Genomic DNA, 25,429 nt, shown 5'->3' on the forward strand with positions numbered 1-25,429 from the left:
TGAACAAGAATCGCAGGAAGAGCTGAGCGTAACTCTGCTCCTTGGAGCGTCATCACGGTGAATTCTCTAGAGAGGGTATCCTTGCTTCCTAAAAAATTTAAGTCTACTGGAGCATCACCCTCTCTCAATGCGCTATCATCTATTACAAGATCATAGGCGTAGTTCTTGCCATCACGCTCGAAAGTAAATTGCAGGTAGCGCAGCGAAGGATGATACGGTTCCTCCCCACCTTTTGACAGACCACCGTGGGGCATAGATACATCGGAGCGTTTTGGCTGCTGTCTGTCCAAAGATACCTCCAATTCATCAATTCATTAATCAAAATAAGATGGTGTTCTAGTACTATCGCGGTTCAGAAGGATTGAATCAACTGGAACTCCTCAAAACGGTCGCAGAGCATCCGTCTCCAGGGCGAATTGGAGACCCTTCAATTTTTTTATATGAGCTATATCAGCTGGTTACCTAAAATATTACTTTTTTTTTGCAATCCTATGCAATAATGTGATATTTTCACACTATAACATCTTTATGAACGCTATGGCGAACAAAGAAAAAATTGTGGGTGCAACGGTCAGGCTTCTTTTAAAACCAATAGCGAGACTATGTATCCGACATTCGTTGAAGCACCAAGAGGTTGTAGAAATGTTAAAAGGCGTACTTGTCCAAGTTGCTCGTGAAGAGCTACAGAAGGAAAAGGATACACTTCCGAGTGTTAGTAAGATAAGCCTTGCAACAGGAGTCCATAGAAAGGATGTAACACGCCTTGAGCGCACATCGCTGGAATATCGACACCCAGAGAATATTATCTCCAAAGTCATGACCCAGTGGCAATGCGACCCACGCTTCACAACGAAAGCAGGAAAGCCCCGCTCACTATCGGTCATTGGACAAAACAGCGAGTTCTCAAATCTCGTCGATAGTATTACTGGCTCAAATGTGAGCAGCTATTCAGTGCTCTTTGAAATGGAGCGTGCCGGTATCCTCGAGAAAAAAGGGCAGCGAGTTAAGCTCCTGGGCAGAGATCTTATTCATTCCGAGGATGTACAAGCAGGACTGTCCGTCATGGCCGCCGATGCGAATGACTTAGTAGCAGCCGTAGAGAATAATCTCTTTGGAAATCCTAGAATCTCTCACCTTCACCTCAGAACTGAGTTCGATAAAATTCCAGCAGATGAATTAGAACGAGCACGAGAGTGGATCCTGAACGAAGGAAGCTTGTTTCACAAACGTATACGAAAATTTCTGAGTTCCTTAGATCTTGATTCCGTCCAGTCAGACTCTACGACAATCAGCAAAGTCTCTACAAAACCTAAAGGTGACCAGACGAATACGCCGATAGCAGACGGGACGATTCAAACTGGGCGAATATCAATTGGCACATTCAGCTTCGACCAATCGCTTGATGGCGCTATTCCTCAGTCAAAACCAGTAGAGCCAATGGGGGGGCAGTACTGATGAATATTCTAAACAGAACAGTATCGCGTATTCTTGTCATGAGCTGTGTTCTCCTGACCCTTTTTGCTGTTATTGGATGTGGTGGGGGCACTCAAGGAACTGGTGGCATCGCCATTGAAGGTCGAATCCTCAAAACAGATGGGACAGCGCTAGCGAATACAAAAGTAACCGTAGCGCAAACAGGGGATAGTACAACTACCGATGCGAATGGAGACTTCTCTCTTACTGCAAAAGTCACTGGCACAACCAGCCTGCTAGTTGAATCGGATACAGTAAGTACAGAGGTTGCTATCGGAGATATTTCGGCTCAGGCAAGCACTGTCCGCGTCACCATATCAGTAGATGAAAACGAAAACAGCGGAACCGTTGAAGAGATAGAGATAGAAGAGCGAGATGATAATAGCAACTCAAATGAAAATGCTGGCTCTAATAGTGGCATAGAAGACGACGATACCTCTCAAGAGTTCTCAACAGAAGAAGATGATACGTCTCTTGATGAAGACGAAAATGATGATTCGTCCCAAGAAGAATCAAATTCAGGCTCTTCAAACTCGAATAATAGCGACTCCGATAGCCAAGAGTCCAGCAATAGCGGCTCCAGTAATAGCGGTTCCAGCAATAGCGGCTCCAGTAATAGCGGTTCCGGAAATGGCGGCTCCGGAAATAGTGAGGTCGAGACATGTGAAGATCAGGACATTATCGGTACGATCAGTGACCTCAATACGGATTCCATCACGGTGAGTGGCATTACCTTTCTTATTAACACCGAAACACGTGTTGAGGATATCAATGAGAATCCAATTTCTCTTCAATCGCTGACCACAGGTATGAGTGTCCGCGTAAAGGGAGATTGTATTAATGACATATTGGTAGCCGAGAGAATCAGACTTGTATAACGATTTTATAAGGAGAGAAAAAATGAAACATAAATATTCAAACCTTGCAAAGAGCGGAATTATAGCACTAAGCAGCTGCTTGTTTTGTTTGCCTTCTTTGGCAGATGAAATAAGGATTTGTGGATACCTACAAACCATTGATCCCTCTCAAGTTACGGTGAACAACATTAGTTACCCAATAACTGGCGAGACCGAGTTCAAAGATGAAAATGATGTCGTCATTACCGTCTCTGACTTTATAGCAGGCGAACTCATTAAAGTTGAGATTGAAGAAGGAGTTGTTGATGAAGTAGAAAAGGAAGACGGTACTTCATGTTCAAGTGATGAAAATAGCGGACTAGACGACAATAGCGAGGATGATAACAGCGAAGATGACAACAATCTGTCAGGACCAAAGACTCGAATTTGCGGAGCAGTCGATGCCATTAATTCTCAAGAGATAACGGTAAAAGGAGTTACATATCCATTTACCTCCTCTACCGAGTTTGAATCACTCTCAGGAGCGGCCATCTCGCCTGAGGCTTTTACTGTCGGAGATTACGTAAAATTAAAACTGATTTCTGGTATCCTCGACGAGGTGGAGCAAGAAAATGATGTTAGCTGCAAAGCCTATAAGCAATCGAAAAAAGCAAAAAAGCGCGGTGACGAAAATTCAAGCAAGGTAAGACAAACCAAGAATCGAGCAACTACTACCTCAACGCTATCGAGTGTAACAGGCAAAGCAAGATATCGCTCCGAGGCAAGATCCAAAGAGGGTCGTGATCCTAAAGTAGATTCTCGATTTGTGATCAACATCGGAGTCTTAGTAGGTCAAGAGCAGCCAATCCTTCAGACTGAAGAACAAGCAGCTCAGTTAAGCCTTCAGGCATTTATCACACGCAATGGCAGTCATATTGCGGTCTGTACATTAGCATTTGACGAAGTAAACGACCTCGGTAAGGCAGAGTACAAAGTAAAGCTTCGGGAAAAACGCGGAACCCTTCGAGAAAAGAAAGGTATATGCAGCATTGACCCATCATCTCCGGACGGTGTCTCTGGACTACCAACTGTTCAAGATGGTGACATTGTAACGGTATACAATACCGATGGACTCGTAGAATTTATCAAGATGAGCTTCTAAAGGTCATCATCGGATGGGGCGTCCCCCAACGCCCCATCCACTTTTCTTTACCCTGTTCAGATATCTCCCCCTTTCCCTGTCTTAGTTCTTCCTTATTCTCCGCATCCCATTGCCTCGCGTCCCCCTATCACGATACAACCATAGAGTGAAAGGACGCATGTATGTCAGATAATCAAAATATTCAGTCGGAGATTGAACGGCGCCGAACCTTCGCTATTATCAGTCATCCTGATGCGGGAAAGACAACCTTAACCGAGAAACTACTCCTTTATGCGGGCATGATTCGCACTGCCGGAATGGTTCATGCGAGAAAACAACAACATAACACCTCCTCAGATTGGATGCAGATGGAGCAAGAACGGGGGATCTCGATCACTGCTTCTGCGATGCAGTTCATTTATAAAGATACGGTGATTAATGTTCTTGATACACCAGGACACCAGGACTTCTCTGAAGACACCTATCGAACACTGACCGCTGCTGATAGCGCTGTAATGGTAATCGATGCAGCAAAGGGCGTAGAGCCCCAAACCCTCAAACTTTTTAAAGTTTGTAGAATGCGGGGCATTCCGATTCTTACCTTCATTAATAAGCTCGATCTTCCAAGCCAAGAACCGATCGATCTTCTCGCTGAACTAGAGGAGGCACTGGGCATCCAATCCTCACCCCTGTTTTGGCCAATCGGACAAGGAGAGGACTTCGTTGGGGTATATGATCTGAGAAGAGATACCGTCCTCCTTTTTTCGCGGTCAGAAAAAGGTGGGGCCGCAGCAGCACATATGGAACAGTGCACTCTTACGGAATTGAAACAAAAATCGATTCAACCTGAGGTGCTCAACACATTCTTTGAATCATTAGAACTCATTCGAGAGGCTGGAAATCCCTTCAATCATGAAGAGTTTCTCCATGGAAACCTGACTCCAGTTTTCTTTGGCTCTGCACTGACAAATTTTGGGATCGAGCCATTCTTCGACTCTTTTTCAGAGCTTGCACCGACTCCCACTTCTCGCAAAGCCTTCGCTACTTCGCAGAAGGGAGAAATTCTTGAAGAGCAGATCCTTGTTCATCCTGCTCATGAACCATTTAGCGGTTATGTTTTTAAGATCCAGGCAAACATGGATTTAAAGCATCGAGATAGCATGGCATTCATCCGAGTATGTTCTGGGAAATTCGAGCGAGATCTCGTGATTAAGAATCGACGCCTAAAGAAAGATGTGCGTCTATCTCGTTCACACAATATGTTCGGAGGCGAACGTCAGACTGTAAATGCTGCTTACCCAGGAGATATTATCGGGGTTGTTAATCCAGGGGTTTTTACCATTGGAGATACCGTCTCTGTATCTGGCAGATTTTCCTATCCGCCCCTTCCAAAGTTTCCCCCTGAAGTAGTGTGTCGGCTTAGTCCCACAGATGCTTTAAAGCGGAAAGCTTTTGAAAAGGGCATGAATCAATTTCGTAGTGAGGGGGCAGTACTTATCTTGGAACCTCTCTCCTCCTCTGTTCAAGGGCCATTGGTTGCTGCAGTGGGACCGCTTCAATTCGAAGTACTCGAATTTCGCTTAAAAACCGAGTATGGCGTCGAAACAAGACGAGAATCAATGCCATATCAACATGGCGTCTGGTTACTGGGTGATATTACTGGTTTCGACAAGCCTTCGGGAGCACTCCTTGCAGAAGACCGTGACGGTGAAAAGATTATGCTACATACCAGTAGCTGGGAGCGACAACACGCTGCTGAGCGAAATCCCAATGTCGAGTTCGCAGATTTTCTATCTGTTACATAGGTTGATTCCTATGACAGTCGTTCAAAAGCTCCCTTGGGGGAATTTCATTCCAGTGAAATGCCTCAAAAGATAAACTCCTCCAGCTATTCTTCCGATAAATAAGTATATGATCACGAACAGTCTTTCACCATCTGCAACCGCCCTTCATGCCGTTCATCGAGACTTGCAAGCTCTCGCTGAGAAAGTTGCGCAGGTAGGTCGTGCGAGCATCATAGATTCACCGTCTCTAGAAACTCCATCACTTGCTGACTCACTCATTGGGATTAAGGGCGATACGATTTCCATTCGTGCGAATTTAAAGGCGCTCGATTATGTCAATACTATTGAAAGTACACTTCTCGATATTTTCGCTTAAAGTTTGTTCTACAGTCTCTCGACTCATTCGCCGCTCTCATGGTACAAAAGGGTATCAAGAGTTTGTTGGGCCTAACCAGCACCTTAGGAATGGAGAGATACTATGGCGACAATCACCTTAAAAGGTACACCGTACAATACATCAGGAGACCTAATCTCAGAAGGTCAGGCTGTCGGTGAATTTCAACTTACCAACTCAAGCCTTGAGCCTGTCACTCTAAAATCGCTGGCGGGTGATAAAATCATTTTAAATTGTTTTCCGAGTATTGATACGCCTGTTTGTGCAAATTCAGTTCGTAAATTCAATGAGGAAGCAGGAGCTCTTGAAGGCGTTAAAGTGCTTTGCGTTTCTCAAGACCTTCCTTTTGCTCTCAATCGCTTTTGTAGTGGTGAGGGAATTGAGGATGTTATTCCAGCCTCCGCATTTCGAGATCATGAATTAGGGGAAAAGCTCGGAATACTAATCACTGATGGCCCACTGCAAGGACTTTTTGCTCGTGCGGTGATTGTTCTGAATGCAGAGGGAACAGTTCTTTACTCGCAACTCGTTCCCGAAATTGCCCAAGAGCCAGACTATGAAGCTGTGCTCAGTGCTGTAAAAAGCTCAGTGCTGTAAAAAGCTGCTAAGAGATATAAATTACGAGACGCTACTCTCGTTCAATGTTTCTTACTACCCGTGAGAGTTGTAACGCACAGCTCTAGTGCGCCGTTTCATGAATGGCACCCGTACTTTTTGTACATGCTGCTCAAGTGATTGTTCGGCGGTTCTTTCCGTTAAACCATCAAAGGAGCCGCATCACCATAACCTGTTGGATTCATGCCATATTATGGCAATAACGGTATTTCTTTTGCTTACCGAACCAGTACCCTTACACTAAAGCTTGCTTAGAAAAACTTCCTTAGTAACTTCTGGTGACAAATATGTGCGTAAAAAACCTTTTGATCATCTCTCTTTCTCTTATATCGGCGATGTCCAGTATGTCGACCGTAGTCCTCGCTGATGGCTCTTTCCCGTCAGAGAACTCAGTAAGTGGCTATGCTCGACTAGAACGTGAAATTGAACAAGACCAGGAAAAGAGCATCAATGCACAACATCATAACAGTCGTTATTACTCTACCTCCCAACAACAATATGAGGCAGATGCAGTTCTCTTATACCGACAAAATAGTGAGCTTCAAGCTCTTGCTCAAGAATTTCAAGAACTCGAAAAAGCAAGTTTTAGAATCGAACAGCTCTTACATGAGTTAGAAGAGAGCAAATTACGAGTGGCGAGAGCAGAGAATAGGCACGCTTCAACTGATGCACTTCCAATAGATAATGAGCAGGTGGATTCCGCCGGTATTATCGAGCAAAAAGCATTTGATATACCCCTCACTCAAATCGAGGAGGATCATCGTGCCGACCGCGTGCGACAAGAGGAGCTCTTGTTTGTAGACAAACGTATTGGTGTAGAGATGCCAATAGCGATCGTTCGAGTGCCCGCAGCACCACTGCTTGCCGGTCCTACTCCAGAACGAGAAGCACTTTACAGAGCGAAGGAGGGTGAGATAGTTGCTATTGAAAGACGATTTGAGGAATGGTACCGCGTGATCCACGAGAGTGGTATCAGAGGCTGGATTTCAGCGGACGAACTTCTATTCGGACCAGATAGCCGTTCGCTTCCCGGAAAGATTGTTCGAATTCATGGTTATGATATCTCGAGTGATCGAAACGATTGGGAACCTGCGAGTTGACTGAAGATGCTGTGAACATGTTAGCCCGCGGTGCTAACCCGATCTCGAAAAGCCATTCCTGCTTTGAAGATACGCTCCTTTCTCTCCCCCGCCATACGGTTTAAATTGCCGATCATAGTGCTTAAGCGAGGATTCTTTGAAAAAAAGTCTCGGTGATCATCAATGAACTTCCAGTAGAGTCCGTCAAGCTCATCGCACCAATCCCCAACGGGATAATCACGAGACATCTTGCGAATATAGTTCGATCCGCAAAGGTAAGGCTTTGTCGCAAATATTCCGCCATCACTAAACTGCCCCATGCCATAAACATTCGGTCCCATAACCCAATCCGACGAATCGACGTACATCTCCATAAACCAACGATGCACCTCTGTCGGATCAATATTACAAAGCAACATTGTATTACTCAGGATCATCAGTCGCTCTATGTGGTGGTTATATCCGTATCGAAGCACTTTGTTTAACGCATCATCCAGCGGTGGCATTCCAGTGGAAGCAGAGTACCAACAAGCCGAGAGCTTTCGTGAATGTCCCCAGAAATTTCTTTGTTCCTGAACATCCGAATACTGTTGATAAATTCCCCGAATAAATTCTCGCCAACCAAGCACTTGCCTGACAAAGCCCTCAAGCGAGTTGAGCGGTATCTGTTCGGAACTGACGATACGCTCAAGTAGTTCCTTGGGAGTGATAAGTCCAATATTGAGTAATGGACTTATCACAGAATGAAATAAAAACGGACTTTGTTTTGAAATTGCATCTTCATAGTCTCCAAATGCATGGAAACGCTCTTCCACAAAATGCGTAATCCATGTATTCACATCATCCCGGGTCACCGGAATCCAAAAACTTTCGCTCTCTCCAGGATGATCACGAAAAAGCTCGTCAACAAGTAGTGATACGTGCTTTACATGAGAGGTTTTTTCGGGAAATCGAAGCTCTGGAATCGAAAGTTCCTTAGGCAATTTCTTCCTATTTTCGGCATCGAAACTGTACTTCCCACCTAAGGGCTTACCGTCAGCATCCATTAAGATTTTGTGCTCCTTTCGAAGACTTTCATAAAATGTCTTCATGAAGGGTCTCTTTACTGACTGATTATATTTTTCGAATTGCAGCCGCGATACAAGAAACATGGGGCTCGGTAAGATTTTCAGAACAACCGAGTGTTGTTCTGCGCACTCCTGAATCCGACTCTCAAAAAACTTGTCCTCTATTTCATAAAGATAAAGTTCCTGAACAGAGTGCCGAGTGATAAAAGATTCCAGTTTATCCTCAAACGTTAGCTCTCGATTGCCAGCCTCCAGCTCGACGTAGTCTACTTGCGCTCCGACTTCGTGCCGTAACTCATCGCAGTAATGCCGCATGGCTGCCAAGAAAAATATGAGTTTATGCTTATGATAGCGATAGTGGGTACACAGCCCGTAATCCTCTGCCATAAAGACCCGGTCATTGGCTGCAACACACGAGACGTCGGGCGGAAATAGTTGATTACCGAGAATAAGAACATGTTTCATACTCATACGGTTGTACTAATATCGTTTTCATTACACCAGAAGGCTATAAAGCAGCGCAGAATCAGGATGTTAGGGCACTTCCAGACTCCTCGGGATCTTTCGCTGCTTTTTGCTGCTCACGATCATCTCAACACTATATGGTTTCTATTCAAAAGATAGTGAATGAACAGTTTCTGGAGCGAGTAGCTGCACTTGATAAGGGTGAAAAACGGCGAGGGGCTGCCATCAGTAAAGCACTCTCTGATACGAATGCTGACACAAAGATCAGCATTAGCGTGCGCGCGGGATCACAGATGTATGCCAGAGCACTTACTGGTATCAATTTTGGTGTTTCATTTATTAACTTTGCCCAGTCTGATCTCGAGAGTATTCAGAAGCTAACCAGAGAGATCATCCGTTCAGTAGAAAAAACTGCTTCACCCAATAGTTCACGAGCAGAAAGAGTTGAAGCCCAGAGAACTATAGACGAACACGGTGCTGTCATAAAAGATACCATTCGAAATTCTTACTTCGGAAAGAAAAACTATCTTGAAAAAGATGTTCTCATTAATATCTTCGAAGAAATTGGGCTCGTAGCAGACAAGTCTGAGCCATTACAAAATGCCTTTGATCAGCTGCTGACCATTGGGAAAGACGGCGCGCTTGCCGATCTTGATATTAAGGGAGTCAATAGCAATCTTCCAAGGGAAGTTGGAAAACCAAGTTCATTCCATAATGACGAGCCCCTCTTTGGAGGTCGGAGAACAATTACAAAGGCAGCCGATGCCTATGCCATTCTTGATGATCTTAAGGCATTTGACGCACAACTCACGAGCAATCTGAATGCATTGAACAGTCTCTCGGAGGTGCTTGGACAAAATTCTCTTCTCGTGAGAAGTACTGCTCTCGCCTTCATTGAGATCGGCAAGTCAATCAATTCCGAAACAGATGCGGGCGACGTCGCTCGGAAACTTCAGGGAATGATTCTCAAAGATGCACGAGCTGCCCTATCACAAGCAGAGAATCTGGAGCCTCTTATCGTTGCAACACTCAATTATAAAGACGCTGGAATCACAAAAGAGTAATGTATCGGAAGTACTAAGACTGCTTAAGGGGAAGTCGGAAAGAAAACACACTCCCCTCACCGAGCTGGGAACGCACCGTCAGTGAGCTGCCGTGAGCTTCTATTATGGTTTTTGCAGTAGCAAGCCCTACCCCAAGACCTCCGGAGCGAAAGGCATAATCTCCAGAGCTATGTACTAATGCATCACCGACCTCATAAAATTTTTCAAAGATAAGTTCATGCTCAGTTTCTGCAATCCCGATACCTGTATCCGCGACTTCAAAGTGGAGCAACTCGTGCTCAGACCAAACACGCAAAATAATACTACCACCATCTTCAGTGAATCGAATTGCATTCGATAGAAGGTTTCCAAGTACGAGCGTCAGAAGCGCTTCATCGCCTTGAATATGCTGCTCTCGATTATCACATTCAACGCTAAACTGAAGGTTTCTCACTTCAGTGGGAGTCTTATAGCGCTCCTCTATTGTTTGAAGAATTTGTCCGATTGAAAATACTGCTCGCTGAATACTTACTTCACTCCCTTCTATGCGAGAGAGGCTCTGTAGTTGTTGCGAAAGCTTGACGAGTCGAACAACACCGCGCTGGAGAGTCTGCGACATTTTATCTCGCGTTTTCGTCTCAGTAATCTCCGAATTCGCTAAGATATCTGCTGCGCCTTGAATTACATTTAGTGGGGTTCGCAACTCGTGAGTTAGTACCGTAATCATCTCACCTTTTCTTTTATCGAGACGCATGAGCTGATTCCGCATCTTCTCGGACTGCTGATAGAGCTGAGAGTTATCTATTGCGAGAGCCAGTTGGTGACTAAAGCGTTCCGTAAACAAAAGATCTCTTTCGCTGAATTCAGACCGATTACTTTTATTGAGTACTTGTAACGCCCCAATAATCTCTTGAGAGCGTACCAATAGTGGAACACACACCAGATTTTGCGTTTGAAAATCTGTCTCCTGGTCAAAGCCACTATAAAATCGACTGTCATTCTGAGGATCATTCGAAATGAGTGACTGCTTATTTTGAATAACCCAACCAACTAAACCTCGATCCGAAGGTAAGACCTTGTCCTGCAAGCTCGCTTCGTCCCCTTCTAAGGCCCAAAAGCGAAGGCTCTTCCCACCGTCATCCAGTATGAACACAGTAGCGGCTTCTGCTTGGAGCTCTTGACAGAGGTGCTTCAAAGCCTGTCTGACTACCACATCGGTCTTCAGTGAGGAATTCAGTAATAGAGGCAAACGGCTAAGAGAAAGCAACTGAGGAAGTTCAAGCCCATCATCACTTGCATCATCCCCACATTTCTGAAGTGACTCATTATATTCCCTCAAGCGAAGAACATTTTCCTGCTGCGAAGTCCGTCTCAGATCTCTACCAGCACGCGTCAACCAAAGATGCGACTCGATAAAGTTCAATACATCAGGATAAAAGAGTTGGCGAGAGATCCCTAATTCTTGACGAAGTAACTCTGATTTATCAAAAAAGTCCTCTCTGCCTAAATTACCAAGGTCTGCATCTATTAGATATCTTCCAAGCGGCGAAACCACGGAAGTGAGATGCGGCTGTGAGATATTAATTAAGCGTGTATCGAGAATCATCTCTCTAACTTTTAGTATGGCACTGTCGTCAAAACTGCCCGAACTCCGCATGGATTGTTCCGCCATTTCAGCAGCTAATGCTTCATTATCCACCAACTTGTGTATGAAACCAGTGTCATGAAAGGCTGCTCCTATTGCCAAAAGTTGCAACTCCTCATGGCTAAGCTCATCGTAGATACCAAGATGAAGCACTTCTCGAAGAACATCACGAGAATGCTCAGATGAGTGATATAACAAAGATCTCGAAAGTCCCTGTTCGAGCAGAGCAAATGCCTCTTGAACGACGGGGATTTGCAATACTTCCTTTTGAAGGTTTTCTATCCTATCCTCTATTGCATCACGGGACATAGCGCTACTCACTCCTGTTCGATTTACCCTGATGATACGGCGACACTCTCGTCATTCGCAATCGATAATAGCCTCATTTTGACATTGCTATCGACACCGTTTGCACAGAATACCTCAGGAAGAATCAGAATGAGTCCTTTTTTAAAGAGGGGAGCTAATAAATCGCTAAACCCCTTGCATTTCCATGATTGAAATATTGTGATGTAAGCAAGATTTCGAGATTATTCCTCTCGGAGAATCGAGAAGACAAAACGGCAATACCATTGAAAGCATCCAATACCAATACAGATGTGCCAACTTCGGCAACTACTGCGCCAGGTTCAAAAGCGAAGTTTATTCGCCTCGTCGATGTTGTTAAGCTCGCATATCCCTACAAGGGCACCTTATGCCTTGCGATGGTCGCTCTTCTCCTTGCTGGAGGAGTGAACCTTGCAATTCCAGAAGTCATCAGGCGTTTCCTTAATAGCGAAAACTCGCTGAGCCGTGTCAACGACCAGCCGATTCTTATAGGCAGCGCGCTGATAAGTATCTTCTTACTCCAAGCCATCGCTTTCTACCTGCGAACATATTGGTTCGGAAAAGTTGGGCACTCAGTGGTCTTCGATCTGCGCAAGCGACTCTACTCATCTCTCCTTCGCAAGCCATTACAGTTTTTCGATGGGGAGCGTACGGGTGACTTAATCTCGCGCATCAATGCAGATACGTTGATGCTACAAGATGTTGTAAGCATCCGCTTATCTGTTTTGATTCGATATTTCCTACAAGTAATAATAGGAATTGTTTTAATGGCGCTCTTGTCGCCTCGTCTCACTATTCTTATAGCGCTTGTGCTGCCCATCGTAGTTGCAGCCTCTCGCATTCTCGGAAAGAGACTTCGGGCCTTAAGCAAGGAGCAACAAGCAAGACTTGGCGAAGCCACAACAAGTGCGGACGAATCGATTGGTGGTATTAGAACAGTAAAAGCGTTCACTGGTGAAAAGTTTGAGCTCGATAGATTTGTAAGGCAGATACGTGCCGTACGAGAACTCGGATTTGCCCGCTCGCAGTTTGCTGCCTTCTTTGCCTCCAGCATAAACTTTTTAATGAATGGGGTTCTCGTATTTATTCTCCTACTCGGCATTCAATCCGTAACATCAGGCACTCTATCATCTGGCGATCTTACAGCCTTCCTGCTCTATGGCGCTATTGTAGCGATCTCTTTCGCGTTCCTTGCAGGAAGTCTTGGGGAGCTCTATCAAGCCTCGGGTGCGGCAGAACGTATCTTTGAAACACTTGCTGCCGAAGAAGAAAGAGTGAACACTGCTGAGCCGATTGACTCTCAGTCTGTTGTAAATAGTCTTCGCTTCCAACACGTATCGTTCTCGTACCCGACGCGTGAGGATGTGCGTGCTGTCGATGATATTTCGTTCTCAGCGCACAAAGGGGAATTCATAGCTTTCGTTGGCCCATCAGGCGCTGGAAAGTCTACCATCATGAATCTGCTGTTACGATTCTACGAGCTTCAAGAGGGCGAGATTCTCTATGATGATGTCGATATTGCCTCAAGGCCTATCCATGAGACTCGTTCGAGAATAGGACTCGTTCCCCAAGAGCCATTACTGTTTGCAGATACCATAGAAGCAAACCTGAAATATGGAGCTGAAAATGTCTCTCGGGAGGAGCTCGAGTCTGTCTGCAAGCAGGTTGCCATCTTAGATTTTATTCGTTCACTTCCCGATGGTTTTCAGACCTATGTTGGAGAAAGAGGTGTTCAGTTAAGTGGTGGACAAAGGCAGCGTCTTGCCATTGCCAGGGCATTGTTGAGAAAGCCTGACATTCTGTTATTAGATGAAGCTACCTCCGCTCTTGATAGCGAAAGTGAAGCAGCAATTAAGAGCTCCATATCAAGTATGAAGAATGAGTGTATTCTGATTGCAATAGCCCATCGTCTTTCTACTGTGCAGAAGGCAGATAGAATATATGTACTTCATCACGGAAAAATAATTGAAGAGGGCAGTCATCACGAGCTGCTGGGGCTTAACGGAGTCTATCAAGAGCTAGTTTCTTATCAAGCGCTCATGACATAACCGCGCGACTCTCTCGGCGTTCCTTTTGTGAAGCGGTGTGTATTGCTTATAACCGAAAGATTCTACCACTGACTTCCTGGCACTTTTTCTTCCCTTACGTCCATCACCTGCTTCATCAATCTTTTGAACTCAGACACAAAGCTACCGATATCAGGAAGTCGTGAAATTTGAAGAGAGCAGAGAAAGTCTCTATAGAGCTCCTCCGGCGAAGTAAGCACTACGAGAGTAAAATCCTGAGTCAATGGACTATTACTCAGCACCTCCATTCTACTTTCCACGTATTGTTCTGTTAAACATCTTCTTAGACGTTCATAGGTTTGGTCTCTTAGCTTACGAGACACTCCCCTCTTCCGAAGAAGCCCTCGAAGACGGCGAATCTCACGTGATTCTTTTCGCAACACCTTTGCTCTCCGAGAGACTTGATGAATACGTGGCGGATGATACTCAACAAAGATATCGCGTAAACGAAAATCAATAGTTTGTACATCACCACCGCATCCGACACCGATTGGCACCTGAAAGGAGGTGCCAGGGATAATCTTATAGTCAGGAATATACTTCTCCATCAGGGCACCGCAGGCTGCTTCTGGTCGACTATGGTATCGCACTCCATTGAGTAGGCAGTGGCCGTCTGGCTGAAAGTGAATGGGTCGCAGATCAGGAGTGGAACGGGAAAGTATTCGAAGATTTGCTAGCAACTGCCTGTCGTAACCATAATTAACAAACTTCATAGGATGGTTTCTCCATTTTAGGGTTGAAGTTAACAGGGTGGCATATCGGGCACTTTGGCTCGTAAGAGAACAGAGGTCTAAATGATTGCCTGTAAGAGGCACTAAAAACTCGCTCGCCGGCAGTAAGAAGCAGTCTAGGCGGCATGCAGATATCGCCTCCTAACAGGATAAGGGCTGAGAATACTCATCACATCAGAGAGAGAGGGGTCATGCACTAGAGCGATAGTAGATCCTAGAGCGATAGTAGATCCTAGAGCGGTAGTAGACCCTAGAGAGATAGGAGGTACTAAAGCCACCTCGAAGTAAGAAGGAGGGCATGAGCTCTCCAAGCGCGCATACTTCTTATGGCACGCGTACACTGTACTGGAACCGATGCTAGTGAGCAGCTTCATTCAATAGCTCTCCGCTTTCTCGAATACCTTCCTTTTTTATGCCAGCTCATCGGTATTTTCGACAGATGCTTTTTTATTTATTTATCTGCCTGTTAGACTAATTCCTTGTAAAGATTACCTGAATGGTAGCGTCTTCTACTAAGATTTTTTTATCCTGCGTTTTACGACGATGAACACTATTTTGTACTTTACCGTAACGATCGATGAACAGCGAGCAGCCTAGGCACATGAGCACAAAGCATCTTCCTTTAAAAATTAGAGCAGCCGCTGAAAACAACCTTAAGGATATATCTCTAGATATTGAACACGACCTGCTGACAGTCATCACGGGATTGTCCGGGTCTGGAAAATCTTCTCTGGCTTTCTCCACAGTTTATGCAGAAGGACAGCGTCGTTATATCGAGACCTTCTCACCATATACTCGTCAGTTTCTCGACAGGCTAAAGAAACCAAATGTTCTCTCCGTCGAGAATGTTCGTCCTGCAATTGCTATCCAGCAAAAGACACGGATTATAAGTTCGCGATCTACCGTAGGTTCAATCACAAATATAAATGATCTCCTGAAAATTTTATGGGCAAACCTTTCAGTCCCGTGCTGTCCTCACACAGGAACCGAACTCATAGCGTTTTCTCCGCAGGATGTCTTCTCATTACTTAAAGAGTGGTTGAGCTCCCTAAAAGAGAATCGTGAAATAATTATTGCGAGCCCAATATTTCTCCCGAAGCCGAAAAAAAAGCGTGGCGATGAGTTAAGCCGACTTTCTCTCCTTGGTTATAGCCGATACTTTGATGAAGAGAAGAACCGCTTGCAAAAACTTGAGGACATCAGTGACGTTAGCGTACTGCCCGATAACCTTTTGATTGCAATTTCTCGACATAAAACAGGAAAGCTACGAGACAATGAACTCAAAGAGAATCTCGTACAGACCTATGAACTATCACGGGGAAGAGCTCGTGTAATCTTCCCGGATAGCATAGAAGAAGAGCTCTTACTATTCCCAAGAAGAAGGGGCAACCAAGTATTCTTCTCGGAGACATACGAACTTCCTAATATTGATGCTGAACCGCTTTCATTCGAAGTACCCAAACGGCGCGCGGCTCTCTTTGATTCAAATAGCAATATTGGTGCATGTTCCTTGTGCACTGGATTTGGATATCAACTTCTCATCGATGAACAAAAAATAATTCCTCATGACGGACTTTCCTTAAAAGAAGGAGCAATTCATCCATGGAAAGTATCTTCTGACTCCTCTCTTCAAAAAAAGCTTCTACGATTTTGTGATGATAATGATATTCCGACTTCTCTCTCATGGCATAAACTTTCACCATCACAAAAAGAACTCATTCTTTCACATAAAGACAAAACATATACTGGTGTCTATCCCTGGTTTTCAAAATTAGAGAAGAAGAAGCATCGAATGCATATTCGAGTACTTCTTTCCCGTTATCGCTCACAGATTCTATGCCAAGGGTGCAATGGCGGTCGCTTAAAGAACGAAGCGCACCTCTTTCAAATTTGTGGCTCCTCACTTCCCGAAATATGGAATACTCCGATAAAGAAGCTTTCTCCCTGGATTCAAAGAGTAGAAGAACAAATTCATTCTCGAGACATCCCATCCAGAGACCTGCAAGAAGTTCTCGCTCGGTTACGAGGGAGATTGCAATATTTGGACGATCTCGGACTCTCTTATCTGACGCTTGGAAGACCATCTCGTACTCTTTCAGGAGGAGAAACTCAGAGAGTAAACCTCACGACAGCCCTTGGAAGTGAGCTTATCTCTACCCATTTTGTTCTCGATGAACCCTCCGTCGGACTGCATCCACGAGATACAGAACGACTGATGCATTCTGTTCGAGCTCTCCAGGCAAAGGGGAACTCACTTCTGGTGGTAGAGCATGATACGGACTGCATTGATGCAGCTGATCGAGTTATAGAACTTGGACCACTGGCCGGAGCTGAGGGAGGCTCGATTACATTTAATGGCTCAAAAGAGGAATGGTCTGGTATTGCTCATCGTGCAGCTCTTCCAGAACCAAGAGAAATTCCCGATACATGGGGAGATACATTAACTCTCTGGAACCTTAATGCTCGAAACCTGAAAGACATCAAGGTCGAATTTCCTATTGGATATTTTTCGACGATTACGGGAGTCTCTGGCTCTGGAAAAAGCACACTTGTCTCCGAAGGACTTTTGAATGCATGGAGTATCTATAAGCAACGGGGGCAGGTAGAGAATGCCAGAGGATTTGACCATCTCTCTCAAGTCTTGCTCGTTGACCAGACTGGGCTCACTAAAAGTCCGCGAGCAAATATTGCGACGTATTCAGGCGTATGGGATATATTCCGCAATGCGCTGGCTGCCACTCCAGAAGCTGAGCGTCGTTCGCTAACACGCTCTTCTTTCTCTTTTAATGTTGAAGGAGGTCGCTGTCCAGTTTGTAAAGGAGCAGGCCATCTTAAAGAAGACATGCAGTTTTTGAGTGATGTCTACATTCAATGTGAAGAGTGCTTAGGAAGGCGTTTTCAACCAACGGTTTTAGAGGTTTCCCTCTACGACAAAAATGTAGCTGAATGGTTAGATTGCACCGTCACATCGCTTTTAGAACTGTTTCCAGATCAGAAGGGAATTACAGATACCGTAAGTCTGTTGGAACGTCTTGGGCTTGGGCATCTTCGCTTGGGACATCCACTAAGCGAACTCTCTGGGGGAGAAGCGCAAAGACTCAAACTGATTCCATTCTTAAAAAGAGCAAATGCCGCAAACTCCTTACTGATTTTCGATGAGCCTACCACTGGATTACACCTACATGATGTGAGAAGGCTTATTGGCCTCCTGAGAGATCTCACAATAAATGGACATACGGTTATTTGCATTGAACACAATCAGGAGCTGATCCTTGGTTCTGATTATCTGATTGACTTAGGTCCTGAAGGGGGTGCAGCAGGCGGTGAGGTGATACTGACGGGATCACCAACAGCGTTTTTGGATGCCTCAAAAAGCGTGTCACATACTGCGCGTTGCTTACAGGAATATGTGGAAACCGCTAAAGCATTGACTCCGCGCAAAGAAAGCGCCAAGAAACATTCTCGGTCATCTCCAGCCTTTTCTGAAGTAAAGCCTCTTTCCATTCGGGGAGCTCGTGAACATAACTTGCAAAATATCGATGTTGATATTCCTCATAATTCGATAGTAGCAATCACAGGAGTCTCGGGATCTGGAAAATCAACGCTTGCTAAGGATATCATATATGCAGAAGGACAGCGGAGATATCTCGATTGTCTTTCTCCTTACGCTCGTCAATTTATTCGTGAGCTCAGTAAGCCTGATATAGATGAAATTACGAATATCAGACCAACAATCTGTGTATATCAGCACACTTTTCAACCAGGAATCCGCTCCACTATCGGAACAATGTCGGAAGTCTATAACTTCTTACGCTTGCTCTACTCAAAAGCAGGGCAGCAATACTGTCCTAACCATCCAGAACAGCAGGTGGAAGCTCTCTCTGCTGAAACAGTCAGCGACGTTATTCGGAGTAAAGGAGATGAGACCGTAAAGCTCCTTGCTCCGGTCATCAAAGGGAAAAAAGGAGCTCATCGCGATATTTTCCGTCGGGCATTAAAGAGTGAAATTTTTGAAGTCCGAGTAGATGGACATTTCTTCGAAACAGGAAAACTTGCAAGCGAGGGGGTCGCGCGACAAAAACAGCATGACATCGAATATGTCTGGGCTACCATCAATCCTTCGCGAGTTCCTCACGAGTTTATTACCGGAGCTATTGAGGAGATATTTGCTATTAGCGGCGGTACCGTGATTCTTCATACACAGGACGCGGAAGAAGTTTTTAGTAGGGAACGAGCCTGTCCATCGTGTCAGCAGGGATTCTTTCGTCCGGATCCAGAGGATCTCTCTTTTCACTCTCGAAGAGGAAGATGCGAGAACTGTGATGGCACTGGATTTATTCGGGGACGAAACTGCTCGGCATGTAATGGTACGCGCCTGAAATCTGTCGGACAACATGTTCGAATCAATCACAAAAATATTGCCGAATTGTGCCTACTGACTCCATCAGATATGCGGATATTTCTTGAAGAATGTAACTATGACAAAAGAGTTCAAGATATCGCAACTCCTATTTTACAAGAGATTTATGCGCGCTTAGAGGTATTAGAGCGTATCGGACTTGAGTACCTTCCACTCGCTCGAAGCTGTGAACATCTCTCTGGGGGAGAGCTGCAGCGCCTGAGGCTTGCGGCAGCTTTAGGAACACCTCTCAATGGAGCGCTATATATTTTTGACGAGCCGAGTGCCGGGTTACATCCTGATGACAATGAGCGTATTCTTCACGAATTCAAAAGACTAAGAGAAAGGGATAACACCATTCTTCTCATTGAACACGATGAATCTCTGATCCAATGTGCTGATCATGTTATCGAAGTAGGTCCAGAGGGCGGAACACTGGGGGGTACCATTACTTTCAACGGACCTCAAAAACAATTTGTATATCCTTCCGTATCACCAGTTGAGTTAAGCAGCACCTCACCCGAGAATAGCGGAGGCACTCTGGCTCTTACGATAGAAGCCATAAATAATGTCGATTCTCTTGCGATTAACATCCCTCTTAACCAACTTGTAACCGTCATAGGGGTATCAGGAGCTGGAAAAAGTACTCTCATTCATGAAGGACTTTTACCAGTTGCGATGGAAGCATGTGAAAATGGTCTCCTGAAGTACAGAGGAGAACACTCTTCAATATCACTGACCGAAGAATTTGAAAGAGTCCTGGTCGTGGATCAAAGTCCAATCGGCAAAAATGCTCGCTCAACTCCAGCGTCTTATCTTAAAGTCTTTGATGAAATACGAAAGCTCTTTGCAACTACTGTCGAAGCGAAAGCCCGCGGATGGACCGCGAGCTTCTTCTCCTATAACTCAGGCAATGGCAGATGTGGCGAATGCAAAGGACTGGGTCGCATTCAGCTTGAAATGACATTTCTCTCGGAGGCTTATGTTACCTGCGATCACTGCCGTGGTCGCCGTTACGGCGATGATGCGCTCTCTATTCGATATCAAGGAAGAACTATTGCTGATGTTCTTGAAATGACATTTGAAGAAGCAAAAGAAGCGTTTTCAGCGCATAGAAAGATCCACAGAATAATTCATACTGCATGCGAACTCGGCCTCGGATACCTTTCTCTTGGACAAAGTTCCTCAACTCTCTCTGGTGGGGAATCTCAGAGAATGAAACTTGTCATCGAGCTTGCAAAACCCCAACGAGGCCACACGCTGTACGTACTTGATGAACCCACTGTGGGACTTCACCGTAAAGATGTTCAGAGATTATTGAAGTTCCTCAATTCTCTTGTACGTCAGGGGAACAGTGTAGTGCTGATAGAGCATGACCACGATGTGATAAGGGGATCTCACCATCTTATCGAAATGGGCCCAGGCCCGGGAGCTCGTGGAGGAAAAGTTATCTTCGAGGGAACTCCAAGTAAACTCGTGAAAGCGAGCTCTACCCCATGGGGGAAGCGTCTGGGTCAGGAAAAGCAGATGGCGACATCATCGAGTATGCATAGAGAGTCGGCTACGGCTCCCTAAATCTGACGGGGATTCTCAATGCATTGTATCTCAGACGTGAATAGGGTAAGAGCCATTTTGGCTCTTACCCTCAGATTAGTGGCTCTGCTAAAGAGCTCTTCCCTTAATGGGCGTGGCACCGTTGAGCGCGGTAAAGATATGATCAAAAGCTTTGTTGATGGCTTTAAAAACCTTATCTACGGCCGCATCTGTTCCTAATCGCCCACCAAGTTTTTTACCACGATCATCTAATTGAGCCGCTCTAAAAGTCAGACCATTGATATTTTCAGCCTGCTCTTGGGTGAGGGTACCCGTACGAACTAACTCCTTGAGAGCCCCCGATGTTTTCTCCTCTACACGATTTGTCTGGTCAGTAACCCGAACGCCCTTCCGCATCTCTAAATAGGCAGCAAGAACATCATCGCCATGCATATGCTTGAGTAAAAAGGCAACAAGTCCGTGCTGGAGTCGCTCTTCACTAACGAGGTCTCCCTTCTTTTTCCCGAGCAAGTCAGCAACAAACGTTCTACAGCTAGACTTTTCTAGCCAAGGATATTCTTGCTGAGAGGTCTCAACTTCCGAACTCTGAGTATCAACGGCTGGCGACCCGCTATTTGCCCCTGTATTCTCTACAGGAGCAGGCTCTCCCGCACTGGGATCTGATCCAGAATCTCCAACTCCATCAGTACTTGAATGTTCACATCCAGGTTTCTCTAATGGCTTGTCTTCAGAAGCATTTCCGCATCGTACTTCAGCCTCAGACTGCTTCTTCAAGAATCGCTCAAGCATTGATATAAATTGTTCGAGCTTCCCAGACAGAAAATTTATTTGGCGACGCAGAAAAACTGATCGTTGATAGCCGTTTCTATCTCCACACCAAAAATTCTGGCTAACACACCCTCTTCCCCAATTTCCCACGCTATGATCGGCATTGAGTTCCTTTTGGGCAGCCTGATATTCCTTCAGCTCGGTCTTTACTTGTGCAATATTCGTTCTAAAAAAGGATTCGTTTATTTCAGTCACTTTTTACTCCTATAGATTATCTCTGTGAAGAGCAGTCTGTAAAAAGTAGCTTCACAGACTGAGACTCTATAAAGCTAATCGGAAAAAGTGCTGATTTGTGTCCTCTAGAGACTTAATTTCTCCACGACCCGATCCTCAATCAGGACTCTAAGGGATTCGAGGTCGATTTCTTGCGTAACATCGCCAGCAAATGCTCTCAACAGCATATTCTTAGCATCTCGCTCACTAACACCGCGTGATCTCAGATAAAAGAGCTGTTGCATATCCAGCGCGCCAACGGTTGCACCGTGGGTACACTTCACGTCATCTGCCCAGATTTTGAGCTGTGGTTTTGCATTGATTCGCGCCTTATCGGAGAGCACTACAGCTGCGTTATTTTGAATGGCATTCGTTTTTTGCGCATCCGGCCTAACGATTATCGTGCCACAGAAAACTCCTTGAGAACGATCATCATAGATGCCCTTATAGCGCTCATCACTTTCACAGTGTGGAACAGCATGGTCTAGCACGGTGTGATTATCAACATGCTGATTATGCTTGAGAACAGACAATCCGTACATGCATGTTCGTCCATTTTGACCAAGGAGGGAGGGATGAACTTCGTTCCTCACCAATTTTCCACCGAATGTGAAAGAGTGCATCCGACAGACGGAGTCTTTCTCTTGGTGAGCCATTACTCGACTAAACCGGATATTTTCTAGGGAATCCTCTCCAACTTGATAATGAGAAAGATGGGCATTCTTTCCCACAAATAGCTCTGACACACTGGCACAGAATGAAGAGCTACCAGTTACTGCCGTAAAGTGCTCAATCACCGAAGCTTGGGCCCCTTCCTCAACCACTACTAACAACCGTGGAAAACTCGCTGTGTGATCACTTAACCCCGAAGAAATGTGCTGAATGTATAGTGGCTTATCAAGCACCGTTCCCTTGGAAACTTTTAGTACAATCCCGTCTTGAATAAATGCGGTATTCAATGCCGCAACAGAATCACTCGTAATCGTGAGAGAGCTCCCAAAGTACTGCTCCAAGAGCTGAGACTGACTCGCACTCGCCTCACTCAACTGCACAACCTCAACTCCCTCCGGCAAGGCAGCCTGCAGCTGTGATAGGTGCGTCGCTACAAATCCATCAACCGTATCAATTCTGTAAACCTCATCTAAGGGCAGCGCTCGCAATTGACGCACATCTTCATCAACCTGTGATACAGACTCAGGCATTGCCAGTGCAAAATTTCCAGCTCGTACATCCCTAATATCAGTGTATTTCCAATCTTCTGACTTCGCTGAGGGAAGACCCATTCGCAGGAGAGTAGCCTGGGCCTCCAGACGTCTTTCATGCAAAAGACTCGGCACCTGACTCCCACCTTTCTCCTCAAGTATTCGGATACTTCTATCATACCATGGAATGGTATTCTCTTCGCTATCTGTACTCATGGCTTCCTTCATTCGATAGAGCTCCTTAGGTTCGTCACTAAGATACGTTATGCCGCTGATGATGATTGAAAGGCTGAATAGCCCTTCTCTTCAAGCTCAAGAGCAAGTTCTTTTCCACCGCTTTTAACGATTTTTCCATCGATCATCACATGTACATAGTCCGGCACAATATAGTTCAATAATCGTTGATAGTGAGTGATGAGAAGAAATGATCGCTCAGGGTCTTCCTGCTTTAACGTATTAACTCCCTCCGATACAATTTGGAGTGCATCAATATCGAGACCAGAGTCTGTTTCATCAAGAATACACAGCTTCGGCTCAAGAATCGCCATCTGGAAAATCTCATTTCGCTTTTTCTCACCACCTGAGAAACCTTCATTCACTGAGCGCTTTAAGAGCTCTGGACTGAGTTGAAGGAGCTTTGACTTCTCTTGAATGAGCTTATTGAACTCTCTTACCTGAACAGCAGCCTCTCCCCTGTGCTCGCGGATAGCGTTATACGCAGTACGAAGAAAATAAGAAATTAAGACCCCAGGCAGCTCTACTGGGTATTGAAAAGCAAGAAAAAGCCCTTCACGAGCCCTTTCCTCAGGATCCATTTCCAACAGATCCTTACCGAGAAACTCAACAGAACCGCCAGTGACTTCGTACTCCTCACGTCCGCCCAACACATTCGCCAATGTGCTTTTTCCCGAACCGTTTACACCCATGATCGCATGAGTCTCTCCTGGCTTAATCTCAAGATTGAGCCCCTTTATGATCTCTTTCTCTTCAATCCGTGCCTGTAGATTTGAAATTTTTAACATCATTCCTCTCTCTTCTCTTTGATTTCTAGAAATACTTCTCTCTGTTGAAAAATTATCCGACGCTTCCCTCTAGGCTTATTGCAAGTAATTGCCTTGCCTCTAGCGCAAATTCCATCGGAAGCTCATTGAGTACCTCTTTACAAAAACCATGAACTATCATGCCGATGGCATCCTCAGTCGAAATCCCTCTCTGATTACAATAGAACAACTGGTCCTCTCCAATTTTAGAAGTAGTGGCCTCATGCTCTACCTGAGCAGTTGGATTATCAACTTCAATGTAGGGAAAGGTATGCGCCCCACACTTATCGCCCATCAGCATTGAATCACACTGTGAGAAGTTTCTCGCGTTGTCTGCTCCCCGCAATACCTTTACGAGTCCTCGATAACTGTTCTGCGCAGTGCCAGCTGAAATCCCCTTCGAGATAATGGTACTCTTGGTATTTTTACCGATGTGGATCATTTTGGTGCCAGTATCCGCTTGCTGCTTGTTATTCGTAATCGCTACGGAATAAAATTCTCCAACTGAGTTGTCTCCCTTTAAAATGCAACTCGGATATTTCCATGTAATGGCAGAGCCCGTTTCAACCTGAGTCCAAGAGATCTTTGCATTCTCCTCAGCGACTCCTCGTTTCGTAACAAAATTGTAGATGCCACCTTTCCCAGACTTATCACCAGGGTACCAATTTTGGATTGTAGAATATTTAATCTGAGAGCCTTCCAACGCGACAAGTTCAACCACAGCAGCGTGGAGCTGGTTCTCATCCCGCATTGGCGCAGTACACCCTTCGAGGTAACTTACCGAAGACCCCTCATCAGCAATAATCAATGTTCTCTCAAACTGACCAGTGTTTTGGGCATTGATACGAAAGTACGTCGAAAGTTCAAGTGGGCACTGAACACCCTTCGGAACATAAACGAACGTTCCATCACTAAACACCGCAGAGTTCAGTGTTGCAAAATAATTATCGGTGTAGGGAACCACAGAACCAAGATATTTCTTTACAAGCTCTGGGTGTTCACGAACTGCCTCCGAAATGGAACAGAAGATCACTCCAGCTTTGTGCAGCTCCTCTTTGTAGGTAGTAGCGATACTGACACTATCGAAGACTGCATCAACTGCAACACCCGCTAACCGCTTTTGTTCCTCCAGTGGAATTCCCAATCGCTCGTATGTCTCAAGTAACTTCGGATCAACTTCATCAAGACTCTTTAATTCTGCTTTTTGTTTCGGGGCCGAGTAGTACTTTAATCCTTGATAGTCAATCGGCTCAATTTCTAAGAAAGCCCACTCTGGCGACTTCATGGTTAACCACTTTTTGTATGCCTTCAGCCGCCATTCAAGCATGAATTCAGGCTCGTCTTTCTTCGCCGACAGGGCACGGATAATCTCTTCATTCAGTCCGGTAGGAAGCTCATCTGCCTCTATATCGACGGTAAATCCGTACTTGTAGTCCTGACTAGTAAAATTCTCTAGTGTTTCTGTATCACTCGACATGCGGTGTGTTTCCGTGTTTCTGACTGTAAAAAAACAGAGGGCGAAATGAC

General features: G+C 45.2%; 18 protein-coding genes. 10 read left to right on the forward strand and 8 right to left on the reverse strand.

What is annotated here, in order from left to right; genetic code table 11:
* On the reverse strand, positions 1-290 hold a 290-nt coding region (locus tag EBR25_02400; protein ID NBW39833.1), incomplete at its 3' end, for a hypothetical protein.
* A gap of 352 nt (positions 291-642) precedes the next feature.
* Between EBR25_02400 and EBR25_02405 the strand changes: the two genes are divergently transcribed.
* The 7 genes from EBR25_02405 to EBR25_02435 all read left to right on the forward strand — a co-directional run bounded on the left by EBR25_02405 (position 643) and on the right by EBR25_02435 (position 7,343).
* Entirely contained in the window at positions 643-1,455 is an 813-nt protein-coding gene (locus EBR25_02405) for a hypothetical protein (protein NBW39834.1), read from the forward strand.
* The gene (locus EBR25_02410; GenBank protein NBW39835.1) at positions 1,455-2,351 is read left to right on the forward strand and encodes a carboxypeptidase regulatory-like domain-containing protein; all 897 of its coding nucleotides are present in this window, start codon (positions 1,455-1,457) and stop codon (positions 2,349-2,351) included. Before EBR25_02405 ends, EBR25_02410 begins: the two co-directional genes overlap by 1 nt.
* 22 nt (positions 2,352-2,373) lie before the next feature.
* Positions 2,374-3,471 carry a hypothetical protein gene (locus tag EBR25_02415; GenBank protein ID NBW39836.1) on the forward strand — a complete coding sequence of 366 codons (1,098 nt, stop codon included), beginning with the start codon at positions 2,374-2,376 and terminating at the stop codon, positions 3,469-3,471.
* A gap of 161 nt (positions 3,472-3,632) precedes the next feature.
* Positions 3,633-5,255 carry a peptide chain release factor 3 gene (locus tag EBR25_02420; GenBank protein ID NBW39837.1) on the forward strand — a complete coding sequence of 541 codons (1,623 nt, stop codon included), beginning with the start codon at positions 3,633-3,635 and terminating at the stop codon, positions 5,253-5,255.
* Between the two features lie 106 nt (positions 5,256-5,361).
* Complete coding sequence (locus EBR25_02425) at positions 5,362-5,610, forward strand: hypothetical protein (protein NBW39838.1); 249 nt, start codon at positions 5,362-5,364, stop codon at positions 5,608-5,610.
* Between the two features lie 102 nt (positions 5,611-5,712).
* The gene (locus tag EBR25_02430; GenBank protein NBW39839.1) at positions 5,713-6,225 is read left to right on the forward strand and encodes a thiol peroxidase; all 513 of its coding nucleotides are present in this window, start codon (positions 5,713-5,715) and stop codon (positions 6,223-6,225) included.
* A 305-nt stretch (positions 6,226-6,530) separates the two neighbouring features.
* Positions 6,531-7,343 carry a hypothetical protein gene (locus EBR25_02435; protein NBW39840.1) on the forward strand — a complete coding sequence of 271 codons (813 nt, stop codon included), beginning with the start codon at positions 6,531-6,533 and terminating at the stop codon, positions 7,341-7,343.
* A 20-nt stretch (positions 7,344-7,363) separates the two neighbouring features.
* Here the strand turns inward: EBR25_02435 and EBR25_02440 are convergent, their stop codons facing one another.
* Positions 7,364-8,854, reverse strand: coding sequence for a cryptochrome/photolyase family protein (locus EBR25_02440; GenBank protein ID NBW39841.1), 1,491 nt, complete (start codon positions 8,852-8,854; stop codon positions 7,364-7,366).
* Between the two features lie 158 nt (positions 8,855-9,012).
* On the opposite strand from EBR25_02440, the gene EBR25_02445 reads away from it, so the two are divergent.
* On the forward strand, positions 9,013-9,918 hold the full coding sequence (locus tag EBR25_02445) for a hypothetical protein (GenBank protein ID NBW39842.1): 906 nt from the start codon (positions 9,013-9,015) through the stop codon (positions 9,916-9,918).
* 13 nt (positions 9,919-9,931) lie between these two features.
* On the opposite strand, the gene EBR25_02450 is transcribed toward EBR25_02445, so the two are convergent.
* Positions 9,932-11,851 (reverse strand): GAF domain-containing protein, encoded by a 1,920-nt coding sequence (locus tag EBR25_02450; protein NBW39843.1) that lies wholly within the window; start codon positions 11,849-11,851, stop codon positions 9,932-9,934.
* A gap of 188 nt (positions 11,852-12,039) precedes the next feature.
* Between EBR25_02450 and EBR25_02455 the strand changes: the two genes are divergently transcribed.
* A complete protein-coding gene (locus EBR25_02455) occupies positions 12,040-13,917 on the forward strand; it encodes an ABC transporter ATP-binding protein (protein ID NBW39844.1) in 1,878 nt (625 codons plus the stop codon).
* A gap of 62 nt (positions 13,918-13,979) precedes the next feature.
* On the opposite strand, the gene EBR25_02460 is transcribed toward EBR25_02455, so the two are convergent.
* Positions 13,980-14,648 (reverse strand): hypothetical protein, encoded by a 669-nt coding sequence (locus tag EBR25_02460; protein ID NBW39845.1) that lies wholly within the window; start codon positions 14,646-14,648, stop codon positions 13,980-13,982.
* Between the two features lie 595 nt (positions 14,649-15,243).
* Here EBR25_02460 and uvrA point away from each other — a divergent pair.
* The gene (uvrA, locus tag EBR25_02465; GenBank protein NBW39846.1) at positions 15,244-20,640 is read left to right on the forward strand and encodes an excinuclease ABC subunit A; all 5,397 of its coding nucleotides are present in this window, start codon (positions 15,244-15,246) and stop codon (positions 20,638-20,640) included.
* 87 nt (positions 20,641-20,727) lie between these two features.
* On the opposite strand, the gene EBR25_02470 is transcribed toward uvrA, so the two are convergent.
* From EBR25_02470 to sufB, 4 genes are all read right to left on the reverse strand, one after another.
* Positions 20,728-21,642: a hypothetical protein gene (locus tag EBR25_02470; GenBank protein ID NBW39847.1), complete on the reverse strand. Its 915-nt coding sequence runs from the start codon at positions 21,640-21,642 to the stop codon at positions 20,728-20,730.
* A gap of 104 nt (positions 21,643-21,746) precedes the next feature.
* Complete coding sequence (gene sufD / locus EBR25_02475) at positions 21,747-23,090, reverse strand: Fe-S cluster assembly protein SufD (GenBank protein ID NBW39848.1); 1,344 nt, start codon at positions 23,088-23,090, stop codon at positions 21,747-21,749.
* A gap of 35 nt (positions 23,091-23,125) precedes the next feature.
* Positions 23,126-23,884: a Fe-S cluster assembly ATPase SufC gene (sufC, locus tag EBR25_02480; GenBank protein ID NBW39849.1), complete on the reverse strand. Its 759-nt coding sequence runs from the start codon at positions 23,882-23,884 to the stop codon at positions 23,126-23,128.
* Positions 23,885-23,936: 52 nt separating this feature from the next.
* Positions 23,937-25,379, reverse strand: coding sequence for a Fe-S cluster assembly protein SufB (gene sufB / locus EBR25_02485; GenBank protein NBW39850.1), 1,443 nt, complete (start codon positions 25,377-25,379; stop codon positions 23,937-23,939).
* Between the last annotated feature and the right edge of the window lie 50 nt (positions 25,380-25,429).

This window comes from bacterium (assembly GCA_009926305.1).
GTDB lineage: Bacteria > Bdellovibrionota_C > UBA2361 > UBA2361 > RFPC01 > RFPC01.

Bases quoted from the DNA above. Each gene is read 5' to 3' on its own strand.
- EBR25_02405 (NBW39834.1), top strand. From the start codon at position 643: ATGTTAAAAGGCGTACTTGTCCAAGTTGCTCGTGAAGAGCTACAGAAG.
- EBR25_02410 (NBW39835.1), top strand. From the start codon at position 1,455: ATGAATATTCTAAACAGAACAGTATCGCGTATTCTTGTCATGAGCTGT.
- EBR25_02415 (NBW39836.1), top strand. From the start codon at position 2,374: ATGAAACATAAATATTCAAACCTTGCAAAGAGCGGAATTATAGCACTA.
- EBR25_02420 (NBW39837.1), top strand. From the start codon at position 3,633: ATGTCAGATAATCAAAATATTCAGTCGGAGATTGAACGGCGCCGAACC.
- EBR25_02425 (NBW39838.1), top strand. From the start codon at position 5,362: ATGATCACGAACAGTCTTTCACCATCTGCAACCGCCCTTCATGCCGTT.
- EBR25_02430 (NBW39839.1), top strand. From the start codon at position 5,713: ATGGCGACAATCACCTTAAAAGGTACACCGTACAATACATCAGGAGAC.
- EBR25_02435 (NBW39840.1), top strand. From the start codon at position 6,531: ATGTGCGTAAAAAACCTTTTGATCATCTCTCTTTCTCTTATATCGGCG.
- EBR25_02440 (NBW39841.1), bottom strand. From the start codon at position 8,854: ATGAAACATGTTCTTATTCTCGGTAATCAACTATTTCCGCCCGACGTC.
- EBR25_02450 (NBW39843.1), bottom strand. From the start codon at position 11,851: ATGTCCCGTGATGCAATAGAGGATAGGATAGAAAACCTTCAAAAGGAA.
- EBR25_02460 (NBW39845.1), bottom strand. From the start codon at position 14,648: ATGAAGTTTGTTAATTATGGTTACGACAGGCAGTTGCTAGCAAATCTT.
- uvrA (NBW39846.1), top strand. From the start codon at position 15,244: ATGAACAGCGAGCAGCCTAGGCACATGAGCACAAAGCATCTTCCTTTA.
- sufD (NBW39848.1), bottom strand. From the start codon at position 23,090: ATGAAGGAAGCCATGAGTACAGATAGCGAAGAGAATACCATTCCATGG.
- sufC (NBW39849.1), bottom strand. From the start codon at position 23,884: ATGTTAAAAATTTCAAATCTACAGGCACGGATTGAAGAGAAAGAGATC.
- sufB (NBW39850.1), bottom strand. From the start codon at position 25,379: ATGTCGAGTGATACAGAAACACTAGAGAATTTTACTAGTCAGGACTAC.